The sequence below is a fragment of the Paracidovorax cattleyae genome (assembly GCF_900104515.1).
GTDB classification, from domain to species: Bacteria; Pseudomonadota; Gammaproteobacteria; order Burkholderiales; family Burkholderiaceae_C; genus Paracidovorax; species Paracidovorax cattleyae.
Map to the genome: position 1 here is coordinate 216,485 of NZ_FNJL01000005.1, position 19,765 is coordinate 236,249.

Below are 19,765 nucleotides of genomic sequence, written 5' to 3' on the forward strand. Positions count from 1 at the left end.
GCCGTCAGGACGTTCTCTGGCGGAGCCGGCAGGCGGCGCCGTACAGCAAGGCGGGCACTTCTGCCACGGCCTGGCGCACGCCCAGCCCGGCGGTCATCTGCCGGGCCACGCCCACGGCCTGCACACCATAGCGCAGCGCGCGCCGCGCATCCTGCATCGCGGGTAGCGCCTCCAGTGCCTCACGGGGCACCCCGGCACTGGCGGCCCGCTCCGCCTCTCCGGCACCGGATAGTTTCCGCTGGATCCTGCGCTCGAAGGCCCTGCTGACGGCCGGCATGGCTGGATAGGCATAGCCGGGGGGAGGCAGGGAGCCTTCCGGAACCTGGCTCCGTTCGTACTCGACCCATGCATGCAGGGCGGCGCCGGAGTGTGCGAGCAACCCGTCGAGGCAGGCTTTTTCCGGGCCGCCCTGCACGAAGTATTCCTGCTTGGTCGCCGGCGTGTCGGACCACTGCCCATCGGGAGCGAACACGGCGGGCCCTTCCAGCCAGGCATCCATGACGAGGTCGTCCTCCGGCCCGCCATCACCGCGCACTTCGGTCCATACGTGCGGGATCTCGTGGGAAATCACCTGGCAGAGCGACTCTTGCGGTCGCAACCGGGGCACATGCAGCAGGGCTGCGAGCGCCGCATGCTCGTCGCAGTTGCCGGCCCCGGCCGCGATCGCCCCGGCGGCGCTTGCGGCCACCTGGGGCCAGCCGGCACCCACCAGATGCCCCGCCACGGCCCTGGCGGCGATCATCCCGCGCAGGCTCTCGCCTCCGGTGCGCTCGATGTCCTGCGCCACATTGCCCCGCCCTGTGTACAGCAGGCCGCGCGTTGCCTCGACCGTACAGTGGGCCTGCCGCAATCGGGCCAGATCCGGAACTTCCACGTGCCGTCCGTCGATCGCCCGCGCCATGACATAGGGCCGTAAAAGCGCATCGCCAGCCACACCGCGGCGTGGCGCAGGCAGCCCTGGGGGCACCCCTCGGGGCCGCAGTTCCCCGCCGGCACCGGCCACGACGGTGGAGGATCCGCCGTGTGCATGCGGCAGGGATGCGGCAGGCGCGGAACGGGCCCGGGGCGATGGCAGAGCGCTGGCCGAGGTGAGGCGGGAAACCATGGGCGAGATGCTGGACGCTCCCATGCCATCCGGCGGCCTGCTGGACGAAGCAGGTGGCCAGGTAAACGAAGGCATGGTCCCGGTGGGCGGCCCCGCTGTCATCGCCCCGTCACGCGGTCGGGCTCCAATGCCATGAAATCGATTACATGGCCTGTCTGCAGCCGCCTTCCCCGCATGACCATCCAGCACGTCGCCCACGAAGCCGGTGTATCGGTCGCCACCGTCTCCCGCGTTTTCAACACCCCCGACAAGGTGATGCCTGCCACGCGCGCCTCGGTGCTCGGCGCCGCCGAGCGGCTGGGCTATGTGCCCAACGCCACGGCGCGCACGCTGCGCACCCAGCGCAGCCACGTCATCGGCGTGGTGCTGCCCACGCTGCTGAATCCGGTGTTCGCGGAATGCCTGGACGGCATCGCGCAGGCCGCGGCCCGGGGGGGCTACGCCATCCTGCCGTTCACCACCAGCTACGCGGTGGCGCAGGAAGAGCGCGCCGTGCACCAGTTGCTGGCGGGCAATGTGGACGGCATGGTCCTCGTGGTGTCCCAGCCCCAGGACTCGGCCGCGCTGGAGCGGCTCGCCGCGGCGCAGCTGCCGTATGTGCTGGCCTACAACCGGCATCCGGCCCATCCCTGCGTCTCGGTGGACAGCGAAGGCGCCGTGGCGGAACTGGTCGCGCAACTGGCCGCCCTGGGACACCGCCGCATCGCCATGGTGAGCGGGCAGCTCGCCGCGTCCGACCGGGCGCAGCAGCGCTGCCGCGGCTTCGTGTGCGGCATGGCGCAGGCGGGCCTGGCCCCGGCGCGGGTCGTGGAAGTGCCCTTCGTCGAGACCGCCGTGCAGGAAGTGGCCGAGCTGCTGAGCGGCCCGCAGCGGCCCACCGCCCTGGTCTGCTCCAACGACCTCATCGCGATCCGCTGCCTGCGCGCGGCGCACATGGCAGGGCTCGAAGTGCCGCGCGACCTCAGCGTGGTGGGCTTCGATGGCATCGCGCTGGGACGGGACCTGACGCCCGTGCTCGGCACGGTGGCACAGCCCAATGCCGATATCGGCCGCTGCAGCGTGGAACTGCTGATCCACGCCATGGCCTCGCACATGCCGTCCACGCCGGAGGCCAGCCTGACGCTGCCGCACCGCTTCCGCGCCGGTGGCTCCTGCGCTGCGGCACCAGGCGGCGACTGACCCCAGGGCCTGCCGCACCCGTTTCCCTTCGTTCCCTTTCTTTGTTCCTCGCCATACAGGAGTTCCCCGATGCGATCCGCCCTCCAGCAATTCACCCGCGCCGCCGCGCTCGCCCTCGGCCTGACCGCCACCGGCGGCGCCTTCGCGCAGACCGCCATCTGCTACAACTGCCCGCCCGAATGGGCCGACTGGGGCGCCCAGCTCAGGGCCATCAAGGCCCGGACCGGTGTCACCGTGCCGCCGGACAACAAGAACTCCGGCCAGTCGCTCGCACAGCTGTCCGCCGAGCGCGCCAGCCCCGTCGCCGACGTGACCTACCTGGGCGTGACCTTCGCCATCCAGGGCCAGAAGGACGGCCTGCTGGGCACCTACCAGCCCGCCGGCTGGAAGGACATTCCCGACGGCCTGAAGGACCCGGCCGGCCACTGGTTCACGATCCATTCGGGCACGCTGGGCTTCATGGTCAACGTCGATGCGCTGGGCGGCAAACCGGTGCCGAAGTCGTGGGCCGACCTGCTCAAGCCCGAGTACAAGGGCCTGGTCGGCTACCTGGACCCGGCCTCGGCCTTCGTGGGCTACGTGGGCGCCGTGGCCGCCAACCAGGCGCGCGGCGGCACGCTGGAGAACTTCGGCCCCGGCATCGAGTACTTCAAGGCGCTGCAGAAGAACGAGCCCATCGTGCCCAAGCAGACCGCCTATGCGCGCGTGCTCTCGGGCGAGATCGCGATCCTGCTGGACTACGACTTCAACGCCTACCGCGCCAAATACAAGGACGGCGCCAACGTGCAGTTCGTCATCCCGGCCGAGGGCACGGTGGTGGTGCCCTACGTGATGGGCATGGTCGCCAGCGCACCCCACGCCGCCGACGCGAAGAAGGTGCTGGACTTCGTGCTCTCCGACGAGGGCCAGGCGATCTGGGCCAAGGCCTACCTGCGGCCAGTGCGCGCCGCCGCCATGCCCGCCGACGTGCAGGCGCGCTTCCTGCCTGCCATCGAATACCAGCGTGCGAAGACGGTGGACTACGGCCGCATGGCCGCGGTGCAGAAGGCGTTTTCCGACCGCTACCTGCAGGACGTGAAATGAGTTCGCGCCACGGCGGTTTCGCCCCCTCGCGCGGCCTGCTGGCCGCGTGCGCCGCGCCGGCCGTGGCGTTCTTCGCGGCCTTCTGGCTGCTGCCCACGGCCCTGCTGCTGGCGCTGCCGGCACGCCAGGGCTGGGCCACGTATTTCGCGGTGCTGACGAACGGCCGCTACCTGCAGAGCCTGCTGCAGACGCTGGGCCTGTCGCTGGCCGTCACGCTGGCCACGCTGGTGCTCGGCGCACTGGTGGGCATCACGCTGGCGCGCCAGCGCTTTCCCGGCCGGCAGCTGCTGTTGTCGCTGCTGACGCTGCCGCTGTCCTTCCCCGGCGTGATCGTGGGCTTCTTCATGATCCTGCTGGGCGGGCGCCAGGGCACCCTGGCGGGCCTGACGCAGTCGCTGGGCTGGGGCCGCGTGACCTTCGCCTACGGTCTGACGGGCCTGTTCCTCGCCTACCTGTACTTCTCGCTGCCGCGCGCCATCGCCACCTACACGGCGGCGGCCGGCGCCATGGACGCACAGCTGGAAGAAGCGGCCCGGTCCCTGGGTGCCTCGCGCTGGCGCGTGGCGCGCGACGTGTGGATGCCGGCGCTGGCACCCACCACGCTGGCCTGCGGCGCGATCGTGTTCGCCACAGCCATGGGCGCTTTCGGCACGGCGTTCACGCTGTCCGCGAAGTTCGAGGTGCTGCCCATCACCATCTATGACGAATTCACCAACTATGCCAACTTCGCACTGGCGGCCAGCCTGTCGATCGCGCTGGGGATCATCACCTGGCTGGTGCTCTGGCTCTCTCGCCGCTGCCAATGAGGAACACCCCCCCTGAGGCGCTGCGCGCCTTCCCCCCGCTCTCGCACCGCTGCGCGGCGCGGGCAGGGGGACGACGCCAGCGCGGCGGGGCGGCCCTTGCGCGGCGTCCGCTGGGCTGGACCGCGCCCGACATGCACGCCGCGACCACGGCCATTCGCGATTGACAACGACTTACTGAGATAGCACCCATGAGAAACGCACGACAGGCACCCTGGGCGCTGATCGCCCTCACCGCGGTGGTGGCCCTCTTCATGGCCGCGCCCATCGCCCTGTCGGTGATGGCCGGGCTGGTCAACAACTACGGCACGGGCCTGCGCAGCGGCCTCACGCTGCGCTGGCTGGGCGAGGTGTGGGAGAACTACGGCAGCACCGTGGGCCGGTCGCTGTGGCTGGCACTGCTGTGCGTGGCGGGCAACCTGCTGATCGGCGTGCCCTGCGCCTATGCGCTGGCGCGCAGCCGCTCGCGCGCCGCGCGGCTCTTCGAGGAGCTGCTGACCCTGCCCGTGGCAGTGCCGGGCCTGGCCAGCGCCCTGGCGCTGATCCTGGCCTACGGCCAGCTTTCAGGCTTCCGCCAGAGCTTCGCCTTCATCCTCGTCGGACACATGGTGTTCACCCTGCCCTTCATGGTGCGCACCGTGGGCGCGGCCTTCCGGAAGGACGAGCTGCGCTCGCTGGAAGAAGCCGCGCGCTCGCTGGGCGCCCGCTTCGTGCAGCGCTTCCTCGGCGTGCTGGTGCCGGCCGTGCTGCCGGCCATCGTGGCGGGCAGCATGATGGTGTTCACGCTCTCGGTGGGCGAATTCAACCTCACCTGGATGCTGCACACCCCGCTCACCCGCACCCTGCCCGTGGGGCTGGCAGACAGCTATGCCTCCATGCGCATCGAGATCGGCTCGGCCTATACCCTCGTCTTCCTCACCGTCATCCTGCCCGTGCTCTGGGGCCTGCAGGCCGTCGGCACCCTCATCGAGAGACACCATGGCACTTGAACTCGAACGCACGCGCGTGGACATCGTCCGGTGCGCCAAAACCTATACCGGCGGCACCCGCGGCCTGCAGCCCACCGACCTGGCCGTGGAGCCCGGCGAGGTACTCGCCCTGCTGGGCCCCTCGGGCTGCGGCAAGACCACGCTGCTGCGGTTGATCGCCGGGCTGGAGGCGCCCGACGCCGGCAGCCGCATCGCCTTCGGCGGCACCGACGTGACGCAGTGGCCCATCGAGCGGCGCGGCGTGGGCATGGTGTTCCAGCACTACGCGCTGTTCCCGCAGATGACGGTGGAGAGCAATATCGGCTATGGCCTGAAGATCCGCGGCACGCCCGAAGCCGAGCGCCGCCGCGTGGTGGGCGAGCTGATCGACCTGGTGCGCCTGAATGGCCTGGAGAAGCGTCGCCCGGCGGAGCTTTCGGGCGGGCAGCGCCAGCGCGTGGCCCTGGCCCGCGCCGTGGCCGTGCGCCCGCGCGTGCTGCTGCTGGACGAGCCGCTCACCGCACTGGACGCCAAGCTGAAGGAATCGCTGCGCGACGAGCTGGCCGAGCTGCTGCGCCGCCTGCACATCACCGCCATCCACGTCACCCACGACCAGCAGGAAGCGCTCGCCATCGCCGACCGGCTGGCCGTGATGCAGGCCGGCCGCATCGTGCAGGTGGGCGACGGCGAGACGCTCTACCGAGCCCCCGCCCACCCCTTCGTGGCGTCCTTCCTGGGGCGGGTGAACCGGCTGGAACAGCCCGCCGGCGGGCGCCAGGGCATGATCGACCTGGGCGGCCTGGAACTGCCCGCTCCGGCCGGCCCGCACTGCAGCGCCTGGCTGGTGCGGCCGGAAGACGTGGAAGTCGAGCCCACGGTGCCGGGACGGCCCGGCTGGGGCCATGCCGAAGTGACACACCGCAGCTTCCTGGGCGACCGCGTACAGCTCACGCTGAAGGCGTCCGGCCAGGCCCCGCTGCGCGCCGACGTGGCCCGCGACCATGCCGCCCGCGTGGGCGACGGCGTGGCCGTGCGCATCGCCCCCCAGCGCCTCATGCCCCTGAGCGAAGCAACACTCCCGACACCATGACCGCATCCGCATCCACCACGACGATCCTGCTGCAGCTCTCGGACCTGCACATCCGCGAGCCCGGCCGCCTGGCCTACGGCCGGCTGGACACCGCGCCCTACCTGCGCCGGGCGGTGGAGACGGTGCTGCGCATGCCGCAGCGCCCCGATGCCATCGTCGCCACGGGCGACCTCACGGATTTCGGGCGGCCCGGGGAATATGCCCACCTGCGCGAACTGCTCGCGCCGCTGGGCGCCATCCCGCTCTACCTGCTGCCCGGCAACCACGACGACCGCGCGCAGCTGCGCGCCAGCTTCCCGGAACACGCCTACCTGGGCACGGACGGCTTCGTGCAGTTCAGCGTGCCCGCGGGTGGCCTGCAGCTCATCGCGCTGGACACCGTGGTGCCAGGCGCGAGCGAGGGCAGCCTCTGCGCCGAACGGCTGGCATGGCTTTCCGCGCAGCTCGACGCCTGCAGCGGCCGGCCGGTGGTGATCGCCATGCACCATCCGCCCTTCCGCACGCTGATCGGCCACATGGACGAGATCGGGTTGCTGCAAGGCTCTGAAGCACTGGAGGCCCTGGTGGCGCGCCACCCCAACGTCGAGCGCGTGGTCTGCGGCCATCTGCACCGCAGCATCCAGGTGCGCTTCGGCGGCACGATCGCGGCCACGGTGCCGTCGCCGGCCCACCAGGTGTGCCTGGACCTCGCGCCCGATGCCGCCTCGGCCTGGACGCTGGAGCCCCCGGGCTTCGCCGTGCATGCGCTGCCCGCAGGCGGGCGGCTGGTGAGCCACCTGGCGGCCAGCGGGCAGTATCCGGGCCCCTACCCGTTCCATGACGGCGGTCGGCTCATCGATTGACGCGGCGGCGCGCGCGGCGCCACAGCCGCCGCCAGAACGGGCCGCGCCGCGGGACTCAGAACAGGATCTTGCTGAAATTCCGCTCCTTCTGCTCCTGCACCTCATCGGTGGCTTCCGAAAGGCGATGCCGCAGGTTGGCGATGCCGCCGTCGATCTGCTCCAGCCGTTGCTTGGGCCGGGCCTCAAGGATGCCCTCCCATTCCCTGTGGCGATTCCAGTCGATGCCCAGCGCCTTTCCCGAGTCTTAGGCTGCGCGGAGCTGCACCACATCCTCCGCCAGTTGCACCTTCTGCGCCCGGACCTGCAGGAGTTCGTCCAGCTTGCGCTGCAGGGCCCCGATCTGTTCCACATCCGCGGCGGAAGGCCTGCTGTGGACGGCCGTGCCCAGCCGCAGCGACACCAGCGGCTTCAGCCGGTCGGCGGCGCTGTCGGCACGCGCGAGTTGCGCCTCCTGTTCAGGAGTGCGGACGACGGCCTCCACCGGCCCGTTCGAGAGGAAGCGGGCCGCGAACGTCAGCGTGTCCGGCGCAGCGGGCCGCGGCGGCGTCCGGTGCCCGTCCGGCAGCGCGGGGGCCGGCCGGCGGGGTGGCGGCCCGGAACGGGCCGGGTCGGTCTGGAAGGCGTAGCCCCGCGGGCCCGGGCCGCCCCCGGCATCGAGCCTGCGTCCGTGGCTGGATGGGCGGGTCGAAGGAGATTCGGCCGGCTGCGCGGAGGGCGACGGGCGGTGCGAGGCGCCTGCCCCGGATACGTGATTGGCGTTGAACTGCATGGTCTTGCGATCCATTCGAACGGAAATGCGGCAAGGCTAGGGCCGCGCGCGGCACCGCGGGGCCCTGCACGCGAAATCGGGCCGGCCCGGGCGAAGTCGCTTCCCGCCCAGCCCTGCACCGCGCCTGCACCACGCCTGCACCACGACCGCCCACCCATGGCGCGGCCGTGGCCTTCGGCCGATTGCTATGGATTCAGGAGTATGCTGTGGCCCCTGAAAACAGCACCTGCCGCGGCCCGGCCGTGGAAGGCATCCGAACACCCGATCCATGAAGCACCTGTTGAATCTGCTGGCCGCCGTGGCCCTGCTGGTCTGGGGTACGCACCTCGTGCGTACCGGGGTGCTGCGCGTGTTCGGCGCCAACCTGCGCACCCTTCTGGCGCGCAGCATGGGCAACCGCTTCTCGGCCGCGCTGTCGGGCATCGGGGTCACGGCGCTGGTGCAGTCGAGCACCGCCACCTCGCTCATGACCTCGTCCTTCGTCGGGCAGGGGCTTATCACGCTGCCGGCCGCGCTGGCGGTGATGCGCGGGGCGGACATCGGCACCGCGCTCATGTCGGTGCTGTTCTCCACCGACCTGTCGTGGCTGTCGCCGCTGTTCATCTTCGTCGGCGTGGTGCTGTTCATCACCCGGCAGACGAGCACCGCAGGGCGCGTGGGGCGCGTGCTGATCGGGCTGGGCCTGATGCTGCTGGCACTGGAGATGGTGGTGCAGGCCAGCGGGCCGATGCTGGCCTCGCCGCTCATCCGCACCCTGCTCGGCTCGCTCGACAGCGACCTGGTGCTGGAGGTGCTGATGGGCGCGGTGCTGGCCGTGATCGCCTACTCCAGCCTCGCCATCGTGCTGCTGATCTCGGCCATGGCGGCCTCCAGCGTGGTGCCGCTGGACGTGGCCCTGGGCCTGGTGCTGGGAGCCAATCTCGGCAGCGGCCTGCTGGCGGTCATCACCACGGCCAAGTCGGCCGTGGAGGTGCGGCAGGTGACCGTGGGCAACCTGATGTTCAAGCTCATGGGCGTGCTGGTGGTCGCCCCGTTCGCGGGGCTGTGGCTGCGGCACGTGCAGCCCCACATGCCGGGCGCGGCCCAGGGCGTGGTGCTCTTCCACCTGGCCTTCAACGTGGTGGTCAGCCTGGGCTTCATCGCGTTCACTCAGTGGGTGGCCCGGGCCGTCACGCGGCTGCTGCCCCCGCCCGAGGGGCCGCCCAATCGCCGGCCCCAGCACCTGGACCCTTCGGCGCTCTCCACTCCCTCGCTGGCGATGTCCTGCGCGGCGCGCGAAGCGCTCTACCAGGCGGACGTTGTGGAGTCCATGCTGCTGGGCGTGCTCGACGTGATCCGCCGGGACGACCTGCAGCTGGCGCAGCAACTGCGCAAGATGGACGACGAGGTGGACAGGCTGTACTCGTCCATCAAGTACTACCTGACACAGATCTCCCGCGGGGCGCTGGACGAGGAGGAAAGCCGGCGCTGGACGGACATCATCAGCTTCACCATCAACATGGAGCAGGTGGCCGACATCATCGAGCGCGTGCTGACGGACATCGAGGACAAGAAGATCCGCAAGGGCCGGCGCTTCTCCGATGCCGGCATGGCCGAGATCACGGAATTGCACGGCCGGCTGGTGAACAACCTGCGCCTGGCGATGAGCGTGTTCCTCAATGGCAACGTACGCGACGCGCAGCGGCTGCTGGAGGAAAAGACGCGTTTCCGCGAACTGGAACGCGCCTACGCGGCGACCCACCTGGGCCGCCTGTCCGACAAGACCGTGCAGAGCATGGAGACCAGTTCGCTGCACATCGACCTCATCAGCGACCTCAAGCGCATCAACTCGCACATCTGCTCGCTCGCCTACCCGATCCTCGATTCCGCCGGGGCGCTGGCGCCGAGCCGGCTGCGCAACGCACCAGACGAGGCGGGCGCCGACCCGCTGGCCTGACACTCGTCAGTGCCGATACCAGTCGCGCCAGCGGCTGTCCACGTTGTCCATGGCTTCGCTCATCGGCAGGATGGCCTGCGCGCTGCACCCTGCAGCATGGCGGATCGCCTTGTCGAGGAAGGCGATGCGCTTGAGTTCGATCGACGCGCTCTGCAGCAGCGGGCCGGGTTTGTGACCCGCAGGCTGTGGCCATCGGGCCACCCGGTGGGCGTCGTGCCTTTCCAGCAGCGTCTGTCCCTTGCGGTTCACGGGCTGGTGCCTGGCCCCGTGCGGCAACCCGTCGAGATAGCCCTGCAAGGCCGTGCGGGACTGCGCATGCTTCATGTAGGCCGGCCCCAGCACGTCCGCCACCGTCTTAACGTAGTGTGCGAGCAGGCCCACCGGCTGCGGTGATGCCGGGTTGACGTCACGAACGGCGGCAGAGCCATGCGCCGAATCTCCGGTGCTGCCATCCGACGGGCTGCCGGTCTCGCCGGAATACTCGGCCGGCAACAGCAGTTCGGCATCCACCTCGACCGTATCGAAGGACGGCGGCTCTCCACGCAGTTGCCGGGCATGCAGGTCCTCCAGGGATGCATCCGCGGCGCACTTGAGGGCCATCGACAGCGCGAAAATCCTGCAGGAGCGCAGGCTCTTCTGGGCCGGCACATCCACCAGCAGCAGCGGCCAGCCCTCGGGCAGGCGCAGGTGGGCCGCCATCTCGGCGGCGGTGAGGATCGGATCAGCGCTCTCGGGAACGGACGAACTCATGTGCACCACGGAGCAGCGGCGCCCCGGCTCACCCGGCATTCCCTCGACATGCAGGTCCAGCGCGAGATTGTGGGCGGCGTTGTCGAGCACGACCCGCCATCGGCCGGGCGCCGCATCCGCCACGAAGCTGCGCCACTCCACGGAGCCGAAGCCGCCATGGTCCGGAACCACGCCCCGGTCGTCCGGGACGCTGGCGTGCGCATAGACCAGGCGCAGTTGCGGGTCCTCCGCATTGAGGGCGGACACGATCGCCGGCATCGCCAGCTTGTCGAGCTTGCGGAAGGCATCGGGCTCGTCGTCGGGGCTGGCGCCTTCCGCATGCACCTCGGCGGCGAAGGCGCGCAGTTCACCGAGCCCATCGACCACCTGCCGCCGCTGCGCGGCCACGGGATCGCCGGACGGCAGCGCGACCACCGGGGCCGGCGGCACAGGCAGCGCCACGGGAAGGAAAAGCGCACCCGGTGCGGCAGCTTCCAGGGGACGCCGCTCGGGAGGCGCGCACAGCAACTGCGCTCGGGGGTCGAAGCCCATGCGAGACAGAGCGGCGGTGTTGTCCAGCAAGGCGGGACCCTGCGCCATCCGGCGCAGCGTGGCACGCGCGCGGGTGATCGGCAGGGAAGGCCCCGTACGCCGCGGCGGCAACGGCATTTCATGCGCCGAGGGCCCCGGCGTGCCAGCGGCCCGCCGACGCCGTTGGGGCGGGCCGCTCATCCGCGGATGGCGGCGGATGCCCGGGGTGGGCAGGACCGGACGGGCGTGGCGGCGAAGAGGATGTGACGGAACGGGGCATGGCGGGGGCAAGGCGATGCCTGCAAGGGCAATGCCGCCGAGCATGCCGCTGCACTGCAGGGCGGCGCCGGGCGGCGCGAAACGGGTGCCTGCCGGGCGAACCGGGGCGCAAACCACCCGCCCGCATCGCGATGCCCTGCAATCCCCCGCGTTTGCCATCGGTGCTCGGAGCCCCTACCCTGGCAGGTCCGATGGCCCCGCCATCCCACACTCCGAGGAGACGCCATGCCCAAGCCCCACCGCAAGCCCCCCGGCGACGAGCCGGAAGTCACCCAGGAAACCGATGTGCCGGTGGATCGCACCGATCCGGTCGGCGAGGAGATGATGAAGGAGGTCCGCAACGACCGCCTGCAGCAGCCCGCCGGTGGCGGCGAAAGCCCTGCGCCACCGCAGCCGCGGCGCTAGCGTGCCGCCTGCACGTACGCCGCGCCGAAGTCGGCCGCCAGCTGCTGGCGTGCGTTCCGGACGAAGCCGGACTCGCCCGCCCGCGGCGGCAGCACGGTGAACCGGGCCTGGGGCAGCGCCGGAAGCCCCCATGCCGCCGGCAGGACCTGCACGCCCTCGCACAGTGCGGCGGCGTTCAGGCAGGCGATGCCGAGCCCCGCCGCCAGCGCGGACTGCAGGCCGGCGACCCCGGAGGCCACCAGTGCGACGGTGAAGGGAATGCGCCGCCGCCTCAGCAGGGCCGCTGTGAGCTGGTGGAGCGCGCAGGTGTCCGGCAGTGCCAGCAGGCGCAGGGGCTCGCCCTGGCAGGGCGGCGCGGCCGCTACCTGCGCAGCCCCCATCCAGAGCAGGGGCTCGCGCCGCAGCACCTGCCCCCCTCGGGGCCGGGCTGGCGCATCGGCGGTGCGGCCAGTGGCAGGGGCCGGCAGGCGCATGGCAATGCCGACATCGAACGCGCCCTGCGCGTAGCCAGCCTCGACATCGCCGCTCTTCTGCACCGTGACCTGCAGCCGCACGCCAGGGTGCCGGGCCTGCATGCGCGCCAGCAACCCCGCCAGCTCCGCGGGACGGAAATAGTCGGTAACGCCCAGCCGCAGCACCCCTTCCAGCCGCGCGCCGCGCAGGTCATGCCATGCCGACTCGCTCAGCGCCAGCAATTGCCGGGCGTGCGCCAGCAGCCGCAGCCCGGCGGCGGTGGGTACCACGCCGGCCTTGGAACGCACCAGCAGCGCCTGGCCGGCATGCTGCTCGAGCTTGCGCAACTGCTCGCTCACGGCCGACTGCGACAGGAAGACCTGCGGCGCGCCGGCGGCCAGGCTGCCGGCATCGGCCACCGCGACGAACGTCCTGAGTTGTTCCAGGTTGAAGGGGCGCATGCCAATCCCACGGAATTTTCGATGGATGAACACCAATCATCCTGCTTTTCCGATGGCCTGGAAAATCGAAGAATCAGGCCATCCACAGCCCACCCCAGGAGCCTCGCATGCCCCACACCGTGATCCACCTCAGCGGAGAACCCGATGCCCAACTCGCCCGCAGCGCCGCCGATGTCGTCGCCCGCATCACCCAGCGCGTGCTGGGCAAGCAGCTGCCGGTCATTGCCACCACCGTGCAGTTCATCCCGGCCGCCCAGTGGTTCGTGGGCAGTGCATCGCTGGCGGAGCTGGCCCAAAGTGCTTTCCATCTCGACATCAGCATCACCGACGAGACCAACACCAAGGCCGAGAAGGCGCTCTACCTGCGCGAGGTGCATGCCGCCTTCGAAGCGCTGTTGCCGAACCTGCATCCGGTGAGCTATGTGCACCTGATCGACGCGCGCGCCGCGGCCTACGGGTATGGCGGGCGCACCCAGGAGTGGCGCCACCAGCAGGCCGGCATCTAGCCCTCTGCAGCATGCGGCCGCGGAAACCCGCCCGCGGCCGGTGGCGATGCCGGGCAGTCCTGCAGGCCCGGCGTCCTTCCGCTAAGGTGGCGGGCCCGATCCACTTCCGCCCCAGGGCCCCGCCATGAGCAACACCGTCCTCGCCTACGGCGCACAGTCCGCCACCACCCCGCTAGCGCCGCTCACCATCGAGCGGCGCACGCCCGGCGACCTCGACGTCGCCATCGACATCCTCCACTGCGGCGTCTGCCACTCCGACCTGCACACCGTGCGCGGCGAGTGGGCGGGCACGCAGTTCCCCAGCGTGCCTGGCCACGAGATCGTCGGCCGCGTCACGTCCGTGGGCGCGCTGGTGACGAAGTTCCGCGCGGGCGACCTGGTCGGCGTCGGCTGCATGGTGGACAGCTGCCAGCACTGCGCCCCCTGCGCCGAAGGCCTGGAGCAGTACTGCGACAACGGTTTCACCGGCACCTACAACGGCCCCGAGCAGGGCACGGGCGCCAACACCTTCGGCGGCTATTCCGCGCAGATCGTGGTGCGCGAGAACTTCGTGCTGCGCATCACGCACGGCGAGGACTCCCTCGCCGCGGTGGCGCCGCTGCTGTGCGCCGGCATCACCACCTATTCACCGCTGCGCCAGTGGAACGCCGGCCCGGGCAGGAAGGTCGGCATCGTGGGCCTGGGCGGCCTGGGCCACATGGGCGTGAAGATCGCGGCCGCCATGGGCGCGCACGTGGTGCTGTTCACCACCTCGGATTCCAAGCGCGAGGATGCGAAGCGGCTCGGCGCGCACGAGGTCGTGGTGTCGAAGAACGCCGGGGAGATGGCCGCGCACGCGAACAGCTTCGACCTGATCTTGAACACGGTCGCCGCGCCGCACGGCCTGGACGCCTTCCTCGCGTTGCTCAAGCTCGACGGCACCATGACCCTGGTGGGCGCGCCGGCCAGCCCCCATCCCTCGCCCAACGTGTTCAGCCTCATCATGAAGCGCCGGCGCCTCGCGGGCTCGCTGATCGGCGGCATCCGCGAGACGCAGGAGATGCTCGATTTCTGCGCGCAGCACGGCATCGTGGCGGACATCGAGACCATCCGCATGGACGAGATCGAGAGCGCCTACGAGCGCATGCTTGAAAGCGACGTGCGCTACCGCTTCGTGATCGACATGGACACGCTGCGCGAAGCCGCCTGAACGACTGCGGCGCGCGCCTTCAGGGCCGCGCCGCGGGAGGAACGCTCGCAGACGCGCCCGCCCCGCCCAGCGCTTCCCCGCCCTCCACCGGCCGGCGCGCATAGCGCTGAGCGATCACCGCGCACACCATGAGCTGCATCTGGTGGAACACCATCAGCGGCAGCACCAGCGCGCCCACCGCGTGGGAGGCGAACAGCACCTTGGCCATCGGCACGCCGCTCGCGAGGCTTTTCTTGGAGCCGCAGAACACCACGGTGATCTCGTCTTCCGTCGAGAAGCCCATGCGCCGGCTGATCCAGGTGGTGGCCGCCAGCGCGATCGCGAGGATGACGGCGCACACCGCCACCAGGCCCGCGAGCGCGTGCAGGGGAATCTCGCGCCACAGACCTTCGATCACCGCGGCGCTGAACGCGGTATAGACCACGAGCAGGATGGAGCCCTGGTCCACGAACTTGAGCACCGCCGCGCGCCGCTGCACGAAGCCGCCGATCCAGGGCCGCAGCAGGTGGCCGGCCAGGAAGGGCACGAACAGCTGCACCGTGATGCGGCCGATGCTCGCGAGGGTGTCGTGGCCGCCGGCCGCGCCCGGTGCGCTGTGTGCGCCGGGAACATCCTTGAGCAGCAGGCCGACCAGCAGCGGCGTGATCACGATGCCCAGCAGCGTGGACCCGGAGGCCGAGCAGATCGCCGCCGGCATGTTGCCCCGCGCCATGGCGGTGAACGCGATGGCGGACTGCACTGTCGCGGGCAGCACGCACAGGAAGATCACGCCCATGTAGAGCTCGGGCGTGACCAGCGGCTCCAGCACGGGCCGCAGGGCCCAGCCGATCAGCGGGAAGAGCACGAAGGTGCTGGTGATCACCAGCAGGTGCAGCCGCCAGTGCGACAGGCCGGCGACGATGGCCTGCCGCGAGAGCTTGGCACCGTGCAGGAAGAACAGCAGCGCCACGGCGGCCGTGGTGGCGTACTCGAAGCCGCGCGCCGCCTGGCCGGCGGCGGGCAGCACGCTGGCCAGCGCCACGGTGGCGACCAGCGCGAGGGTGAAGTTGTCGGGCAGGAAACGGGAACGGGCCATGGCGGTTGCGGCGGTGCGCCGCGTACGGGATAACCCCGCATTATTGCCCCTGCACGGTCAGGGGCCCGGAGGCCGCCTGCCGGCTCACCAGCCGTAGAAGCCCGCCAGCACCAGCGCCGCCTCGGGCGTGAAGGCGCCCTGCGCGAGCCGCGCCTGCACTTCGGCCGCCTCCAGCAGCTCGAAACGCTCCACCTCGCCATCCTGGTTGGCGGGCACGGTGCCTTCGGGGACGGTGGCCCGGAACCAGTCGATGCGCTCCACCATGTAGCCCGCGCCCTCGCCTTCGTCGCTCGGGCGCGAGAAATCGACGTGGCCGCAGCGCGCCAGGGCCTGCAAGGTTTCGATGCGCAGCCCGGCCTCTTCCCAGGTCTCGCGCGCCAGGGCGGATTGCACCGTGTCCTGCGCGCTCACCATGCCGCCCATCAGCGTGTCCCAGCGGCCCGGGTGGCTGGGCTTGGTGAACGCGCGCTGCTGCACCCACTGCCGGCCGTCCGGAGCGCAGGCCACGAGGTGCACCGCCCGCGTGGCGATGCCCAGCGCGCGCACCGCGCCGCGCTCCACCGTGCCGATGCGCTCTCCGGCCGCGTTGCACACCGCCAGTTGCTCGTCGCGCCAGGCCCCGCAGCGCCCCGCGCGGCGCAGCGCATCCGCCAGCGCGGCCAGGGCCGGAGTGGCCTCGGCCGGCGCGCAGGCCAGGTGCCAGCGCTCCACACCTGCGTGCGATTCCTTCACCAGCGCGGTGCCGGCGGCGGGCGCCCCCAGCACGATGCCCTCCAGCACGCCCGGCGCCACCGAGCCCACGGCCTGCCCGGCCACGGCGAACGCCAGCCGCGGCACCGCCGGGAGGCGCTGCGCCAACGCGCGCGCCGGCGCCACCCAGCCGGGCATCGGCACTTCGCGATGCCCGCTCATTCCAGCGTCAGGATGGTGGAACCCGTGGTCTTGCGCGCTTCCAGGTCGCGGTGCGCCTGCTGCACGTCGCGCAGGGGGTAGCGCTGGTCGATGTGGATGGTCACGTCGCCGCTCTGCACCACGGCGAACAGGTCGTCGGCCATCGCCTGCGTCGCCTCGCGCGTGGCGATATGCGTGAACAGCGTCTGGCGCGTCACATAGAGCGACCCCTTGGCCCCCAGCATGCCGGGCGCAAACGCCGGCGCCGGGCCGGAAGCATTGCCGAAGGTGGCCATCAGGCCGAAGGGGCGCAGGCACTCCAGCGACTTCTCCCACGTGTCCTTGCCCACCGAGTCGTACACCACCTTCACGCCCCGGCCGCCGGTGATCTCCTTCACGCGCGCCGCGAAGTCCTCCGTGCGGTAGTTGATGGCATGCGCGGCACCGTTGGCGAGCGCCAGCCGGCACTTCTCGCCGCTGCCCGCCGTGCCGATGAGCTGCAGGCCCAGCGCCTTCGCCCACTGGCAGGCGATGAGCCCCACGCCCCCCGCGGCCGCATGGAACAGCACGTGGTCGCCCGCCTGCAGGCCCTCGGCCGGCAGCGTCTTCTTGAGCAAGTACTGCGCCGTCAGGCCCTTGAGCATCATGGCCGCGCCGGTCTCGAAATCGATCGCGTCGGGCAGCCGGCACACGCATTTCGCGGGCAGCACGCGCACCTCGGCATAGCTGCCGGGGGGCGCGCTCGCATAGGCCGCGCGGTCGCCCACGGCCAGGTGCGCCACCCCCGCGCCCACCGCCTCGACGATGCCGGCGCCCTCCATGCCGATGGTGGCCGGCATCGGCAGCGGGTAGAGCCCCGTGCGGTGATAGACATCGATGAAATTCAGGCCCACCGCATGGTGGCGGATGCGGATCTCGCCGGGGCCGGGCTCGCCCACGGTCACGTCGGTCAAATGCAGTTCTTCGGGGCCGCCGGGCTGGCGGATCTGGACGGCAAGGCTCATGCGGCGTCTCCTGCGATGGAAGGGGAAGTGAGGGAAAAGGCGCGAAGGTCCCGCGAAGCGGAATGGCCCCACGCGGCGGCCGGCGTGCATCCTGCCATGGATCGGGAAAGCCCGCAGGCCGGTACATTTCCCGGGCATGACACAACGACTCTCGCCCGGCACCGCGGCCCTGCTGGTGGCCGCGCCGCTGCTGTGGGCCGGCAACGCAGTCACCGGCCGCCTCGTGCACCACCTCATCTCGCCCGTCGCGCTCAACTTCATCCGCTGGGCGCTGGCCTTCGCCGTGCTGCTGCCCCTGGCCCATGGCGTGCTGCACCGCGGCAGCCCGCTGTGGTCCCACTGGCGGCGCTACGCCATGCTCGGCCTGCTGGGCATCGGCTGCTACAACGCGCTGCAGTACATGGCCCTGCAGACCTCCACGCCGCTCAACGTCACGCTCGTCGGCTCCAGCCTGCCGGTCTGGATGCTGGCCATCGGCGCGCTCTGCTTCGGAATGCGCGTGACGCGCGCCCAGGCGGCGGGCGCGCTGCTCTCCGTCGCCGGCGTGCTGGTCGTGCTCAGCCGCGGCGAATGGTCGCAACTGCTGGCGCTGCGGCTCGTTCCGGGCGACCTCTACATGGTGCTGGCCACCATCTCCTGGGCCTTCTACAGTTGGCTGCTCTCGCGCACCACCGAACCGGCGGGCCTGCGCGCGGACTGGGCCGCGTTCCTCATGGCGCAGATGGTGTTCGGTCTCGCCTGGTCCGGCGCGTTCGCGGCCGGCGAATGGGCGCTCGGCCACGCCCACGCCACCTGGGGCTGGCCGCTCGTGGCGGCCCTCGCCTTCATCGCGCTCGGCCCGGCCCTGCTCGCCTACCGTTGCTGGGGCGTGGGCGTGCAGCGCGCCGGCCCGGCCGTGGCGAGCTTCTTCATCAACCTCACGCCCCTCTTCGCCGCCCTGCTCTCCGCCCTGGTGCTGGGCGAAGCACCCCACCTCTACCACGGCGCGGCCTTCGTGCTGATCGTGGCGGGCATCGTGGTGTCGTCGCGCCGGGGATGAGCCCTCTTGCGCCAGGTCAGGAGGCGACCAGCAGCAGCGCCCCCGACAGCATCAGAACGGCGGGCAGCCATCGCTCACGCCTGCGGGTGGCCTTCACCACGGCGAAGGCCTGCAAAAGCACGATTGCCGGCAGGCCGGCGATGCATGCCAAATGAATGCAGAGACGCAGGGTTTTGTGCATGGCCTAACTGGATCAGTTGGCTGAAGCGGTTGCAGAATTTCACGATGGAATTGCCATAGGGAAGGTCTGCAAAACCCCGCCGCTGACTGGCGCATGCAGTGAACCGCAGGCAAGATGGCGAGCATGACGCACGAGCAGCATCAGCAGCCGCAGATGCTGGGGTTCGATCCCCTGCCCGAGAAGATCCCAACGATCAACGCCCACCTGGCAGCGCAAGGGCTCATGCTCAAGACCGGCACGCTGGTGGATGCCACGCTGATTGCCGCGCCCAGCTCGACCAGGAACGCCCAGGGCGAGCGCGACCCCGAGATGCGCCAGACCAGGAAGGGCAACCAGTGGCACTTCGGAATGAAGGCGCACATTGGCGTGGATGGATGCCGAGTCGGGCCTGGTGCATACGGTCATCGGCACCGCGGCCAACGTCAACGACGTCACCCAGGCCGCACGACTGCTGCATGGGCAGCAGCACGATGCCTTTGGCGATGCGGGCTGCCAGGGAGTGGACAGGCGGCCCGAGGCCCGAGGCCTGAAGGCGAGGTGGCCCATTGCCCTGCGCCCGGGCAAACGTGCCGTGCTGGACAGGAGCCGGCCACTGGCCCAGGTAATCGAGCGTGTGCGCCCGGAATGTGCCGAAGGACCGCTGCACGGGCCACATCTGCCTGCTGCATGGGCATTGCGCGCGGGAAATCAGGCTGATCTCGCACATCGCGACAAATCACCCGATTCATCCCGCCAAGGGGCGCGGGGAAGGAGTTTTGCAGACCTTCCGTAGATACCCAATCGGATCCTGGTGCACGAACCGCCCCGTCACCGGATCGTAGTACCGGAACCGGTCGTAGTGCAGCCCCGTCTCGCCATCGAAATACTGCCCCTGGAACCGCAGCGGCTGCTCCACGAAACTCAGAGCCTGCACGTCCCCCTTCGCCGCCAGCGCCAAAGGCCGCTCCGCCTGGGTGAACACCGCCGCGTCGTCCGTCCCCGTGCGCATCGCCTGCAGCGCCTGCGTCTGCCCCCACACCTGGTAGCTCGCCGCCCATACGATGCGGCCCTGCTCGTCCGTCAGCTCCTGCGGCGCGCCGATCTGGTCGCATTGGTAGTAGTAAGCCGTGAAGTTCTTGGGCCGCACCTGCTCCTGTGCCTGTGAAGCGGTACCCACCCTCTCGGCCTCATTCTCTGTCTCTGCAGCCTCGCCCTTCCACTCCGACTCCAGTTTCGCCAGCGGCACGAAGCTGTCCGGCTCGTAGAGG

At 70.7% G+C, this 19,765-nt stretch carries 20 protein-coding genes and 1 pseudogene; 12 read left to right on the forward strand and 9 right to left on the reverse strand.

What is annotated here, in order from left to right; genetic code table 11:
- Positions 1-4: 4 nt before the first annotated feature.
- Complete coding sequence (locus BLR05_RS06085) at positions 5-874, reverse strand: hypothetical protein (RefSeq protein WP_244160052.1); 870 nt, start codon at positions 872-874, stop codon at positions 5-7.
- Positions 875-1,279: 405 nt separating this feature from the next.
- Between BLR05_RS06085 and BLR05_RS06090 the strand changes: the two genes are divergently transcribed.
- From BLR05_RS06090 to BLR05_RS06115, 6 genes are all read left to right on the forward strand, one after another.
- The gene (locus tag BLR05_RS06090) at positions 1,280-2,284 is read left to right on the forward strand and encodes a LacI family DNA-binding transcriptional regulator (protein ID WP_092832910.1); all 1,005 of its coding nucleotides are present in this window, start codon (positions 1,280-1,282) and stop codon (positions 2,282-2,284) included.
- 69 nt (positions 2,285-2,353) lie between these two features.
- On the forward strand, positions 2,354-3,367 hold the full coding sequence (locus tag BLR05_RS06095; protein WP_092832911.1) for an ABC transporter substrate-binding protein: 1,014 nt from the start codon (positions 2,354-2,356) through the stop codon (positions 3,365-3,367).
- On the forward strand, positions 3,364-4,173 hold the full coding sequence (locus BLR05_RS06100; protein WP_092832912.1) for an ABC transporter permease: 810 nt from the start codon (positions 3,364-3,366) through the stop codon (positions 4,171-4,173). Before BLR05_RS06095 ends, BLR05_RS06100 begins: the two co-directional genes overlap by 4 nt.
- A 188-nt stretch (positions 4,174-4,361) precedes the next feature.
- Positions 4,362-5,159, forward strand: a complete 798-nt coding sequence (locus BLR05_RS06105) for an ABC transporter permease (protein ID WP_092832913.1) — start codon at positions 4,362-4,364, stop codon at positions 5,157-5,159.
- The gene (locus BLR05_RS06110; RefSeq protein ID WP_092832914.1) at positions 5,149-6,228 is read left to right on the forward strand and encodes an ABC transporter ATP-binding protein; all 1,080 of its coding nucleotides are present in this window, start codon (positions 5,149-5,151) and stop codon (positions 6,226-6,228) included. Before BLR05_RS06105 ends, BLR05_RS06110 begins: the two co-directional genes overlap by 11 nt.
- Positions 6,225-7,070, forward strand: coding sequence for a phosphodiesterase (locus BLR05_RS06115; RefSeq protein WP_092832915.1), 846 nt, complete (start codon positions 6,225-6,227; stop codon positions 7,068-7,070). The genes BLR05_RS06110 and BLR05_RS06115 overlap by 4 nt, the downstream gene beginning before the upstream one ends.
- A 244-nt stretch (positions 7,071-7,314) precedes the next feature.
- Here BLR05_RS06115 and BLR05_RS06120 read toward each other — a convergent pair whose 3' ends face one another.
- Positions 7,315-7,854: a hypothetical protein gene (locus BLR05_RS06120; protein ID WP_244160053.1), complete on the reverse strand. Its 540-nt coding sequence runs from the start codon at positions 7,852-7,854 to the stop codon at positions 7,315-7,317.
- A 253-nt stretch (positions 7,855-8,107) separates the two neighbouring features.
- Here BLR05_RS06120 and BLR05_RS06125 point away from each other — a divergent pair, with 253 nt between their 5' ends.
- Complete coding sequence (locus BLR05_RS06125) at positions 8,108-9,775, forward strand: Na/Pi cotransporter family protein (RefSeq protein WP_092832916.1); 1,668 nt, start codon at positions 8,108-8,110, stop codon at positions 9,773-9,775.
- Positions 9,776-9,781: 6 nt separating this feature from the next.
- Here the strand turns inward: BLR05_RS06125 and BLR05_RS06130 are convergent, their stop codons facing one another.
- On the reverse strand, positions 9,782-11,086 hold the full coding sequence (locus tag BLR05_RS06130; RefSeq protein ID WP_225978936.1) for a YopJ family acetyltransferase: 1,305 nt from the start codon (positions 11,084-11,086) through the stop codon (positions 9,782-9,784).
- Positions 11,087-11,539: 453 nt separating this feature from the next.
- Here BLR05_RS06130 and BLR05_RS06135 point away from each other — a divergent pair, with 453 nt between their 5' ends.
- Positions 11,540-11,719 (forward strand): hypothetical protein, encoded by a 180-nt coding sequence (locus BLR05_RS06135; protein ID WP_092832917.1) that lies wholly within the window; start codon positions 11,540-11,542, stop codon positions 11,717-11,719.
- Here BLR05_RS06135 and BLR05_RS06140 read toward each other — a convergent pair.
- Positions 11,716-12,633, reverse strand: coding sequence for a LysR substrate-binding domain-containing protein (locus tag BLR05_RS06140; RefSeq protein ID WP_092832918.1), 918 nt, complete (start codon positions 12,631-12,633; stop codon positions 11,716-11,718). The two genes, BLR05_RS06135 and BLR05_RS06140, sit on opposite strands and share 4 nt — an antisense overlap.
- A 107-nt stretch (positions 12,634-12,740) precedes the next feature.
- Between BLR05_RS06140 and BLR05_RS06145 the strand changes: the two genes are divergently transcribed.
- Both BLR05_RS06145 and BLR05_RS06150 read left to right on the forward strand, forming a co-directional pair.
- Positions 12,741-13,139, forward strand: a complete 399-nt coding sequence (locus BLR05_RS06145; protein WP_092832919.1) for a tautomerase family protein — start codon at positions 12,741-12,743, stop codon at positions 13,137-13,139.
- A 124-nt stretch (positions 13,140-13,263) separates the two neighbouring features.
- The gene (locus tag BLR05_RS06150) at positions 13,264-14,328 is read left to right on the forward strand and encodes an NAD(P)-dependent alcohol dehydrogenase (RefSeq protein ID WP_092832920.1); all 1,065 of its coding nucleotides are present in this window, start codon (positions 13,264-13,266) and stop codon (positions 14,326-14,328) included.
- Between the two features lie 19 nt (positions 14,329-14,347).
- Here the strand turns inward: BLR05_RS06150 and BLR05_RS06155 are convergent, their stop codons facing one another.
- The 3 genes from BLR05_RS06155 to BLR05_RS06165 form a co-directional block, all read right to left on the reverse strand.
- The gene (locus BLR05_RS06155; RefSeq protein ID WP_092832921.1) at positions 14,348-15,403 is read right to left on the reverse strand and encodes a bile acid:sodium symporter family protein; all 1,056 of its coding nucleotides are present in this window, start codon (positions 15,401-15,403) and stop codon (positions 14,348-14,350) included.
- Positions 15,404-15,487: 84 nt separating this feature from the next.
- Positions 15,488-16,315 carry an NUDIX hydrolase gene (locus BLR05_RS06160; RefSeq protein WP_092832922.1) on the reverse strand — a complete coding sequence of 276 codons (828 nt, stop codon included), beginning with the start codon at positions 16,313-16,315 and terminating at the stop codon, positions 15,488-15,490.
- A complete protein-coding gene (locus tag BLR05_RS06165; RefSeq protein ID WP_092832923.1) occupies positions 16,312-17,298 on the reverse strand; it encodes a quinone oxidoreductase family protein in 987 nt (328 codons plus the stop codon). The genes BLR05_RS06160 and BLR05_RS06165 overlap by 4 nt, the downstream gene beginning before the upstream one ends.
- A 136-nt stretch (positions 17,299-17,434) precedes the next feature.
- Between BLR05_RS06165 and BLR05_RS06170 the strand changes: the two genes are divergently transcribed.
- On the forward strand, positions 17,435-18,337 hold the full coding sequence (locus tag BLR05_RS06170; RefSeq protein WP_092832924.1) for a DMT family transporter: 903 nt from the start codon (positions 17,435-17,437) through the stop codon (positions 18,335-18,337).
- Positions 18,338-18,353: 16 nt separating this feature from the next.
- Here the strand turns inward: BLR05_RS06170 and BLR05_RS26480 are convergent, their stop codons facing one another.
- Positions 18,354-18,518 carry a hypothetical protein gene (locus BLR05_RS26480; protein WP_167361203.1) on the reverse strand — a complete coding sequence of 55 codons (165 nt, stop codon included), beginning with the start codon at positions 18,516-18,518 and terminating at the stop codon, positions 18,354-18,356.
- Positions 18,519-18,701: 183 nt separating this feature from the next.
- On the opposite strand from BLR05_RS26480, the pseudogene BLR05_RS06175 reads away from it, so the two are divergent.
- Positions 18,702-19,134 (forward strand): annotated as a pseudogene (locus BLR05_RS06175) (transposase); the annotation flags it as partial.
- A 108-nt stretch (positions 19,135-19,242) separates the two neighbouring features.
- On the opposite strand, the gene BLR05_RS06180 reads toward BLR05_RS06175, so the two are convergent.
- Positions 19,243-19,765: RHS repeat domain-containing protein (locus tag BLR05_RS06180; RefSeq protein WP_244160054.1), on the reverse strand; the 523-nt coding region annotated here is incomplete at its 5' end.

Excerpts from the sequence above, each read along its gene's own strand:
- BLR05_RS06090 (WP_092832910.1), top strand. The coding sequence starts at position 1,280 with ATGACCATCCAGCACGTCGCCCACGAAGCCGGTGTATCGGTCGCCACC.
- BLR05_RS06095 (WP_092832911.1), top strand. The coding sequence starts at position 2,354 with ATGCGATCCGCCCTCCAGCAATTCACCCGCGCCGCCGCGCTCGCCCTC.
- BLR05_RS06100 (WP_092832912.1), top strand. The coding sequence starts at position 3,364 with ATGAGTTCGCGCCACGGCGGTTTCGCCCCCTCGCGCGGCCTGCTGGCC.
- BLR05_RS06105 (WP_092832913.1), top strand. The coding sequence starts at position 4,362 with ATGAGAAACGCACGACAGGCACCCTGGGCGCTGATCGCCCTCACCGCG.
- BLR05_RS06110 (WP_092832914.1), top strand. The coding sequence starts at position 5,149 with ATGGCACTTGAACTCGAACGCACGCGCGTGGACATCGTCCGGTGCGCC.
- BLR05_RS06115 (WP_092832915.1), top strand. The coding sequence starts at position 6,225 with ATGACCGCATCCGCATCCACCACGACGATCCTGCTGCAGCTCTCGGAC.
- BLR05_RS06120 (WP_244160053.1), bottom strand. The coding sequence starts at position 7,854 with ATGGATCGCAAGACCATGCAGTTCAACGCCAATCACGTATCCGGGGCA.
- BLR05_RS06125 (WP_092832916.1), top strand. The coding sequence starts at position 8,108 with ATGAAGCACCTGTTGAATCTGCTGGCCGCCGTGGCCCTGCTGGTCTGG.
- BLR05_RS06135 (WP_092832917.1), top strand. The coding sequence starts at position 11,540 with ATGCCCAAGCCCCACCGCAAGCCCCCCGGCGACGAGCCGGAAGTCACC.
- BLR05_RS06140 (WP_092832918.1), bottom strand. The coding sequence starts at position 12,633 with ATGCGCCCCTTCAACCTGGAACAACTCAGGACGTTCGTCGCGGTGGCC.
- BLR05_RS06145 (WP_092832919.1), top strand. The coding sequence starts at position 12,741 with ATGCCCCACACCGTGATCCACCTCAGCGGAGAACCCGATGCCCAACTC.
- BLR05_RS06150 (WP_092832920.1), top strand. The coding sequence starts at position 13,264 with ATGAGCAACACCGTCCTCGCCTACGGCGCACAGTCCGCCACCACCCCG.
- BLR05_RS06155 (WP_092832921.1), bottom strand. The coding sequence starts at position 15,403 with ATGGCCCGTTCCCGTTTCCTGCCCGACAACTTCACCCTCGCGCTGGTC.
- BLR05_RS06160 (WP_092832922.1), bottom strand. The coding sequence starts at position 16,315 with ATGAGCGGGCATCGCGAAGTGCCGATGCCCGGCTGGGTGGCGCCGGCG.
- BLR05_RS06165 (WP_092832923.1), bottom strand. The coding sequence starts at position 17,298 with ATGAGCCTTGCCGTCCAGATCCGCCAGCCCGGCGGCCCCGAAGAACTG.
- BLR05_RS06170 (WP_092832924.1), top strand. The coding sequence starts at position 17,435 with ATGACACAACGACTCTCGCCCGGCACCGCGGCCCTGCTGGTGGCCGCG.
- BLR05_RS26480 (WP_167361203.1), bottom strand. The coding sequence starts at position 18,518 with ATGCACAAAACCCTGCGTCTCTGCATTCATTTGGCATGCATCGCCGGC.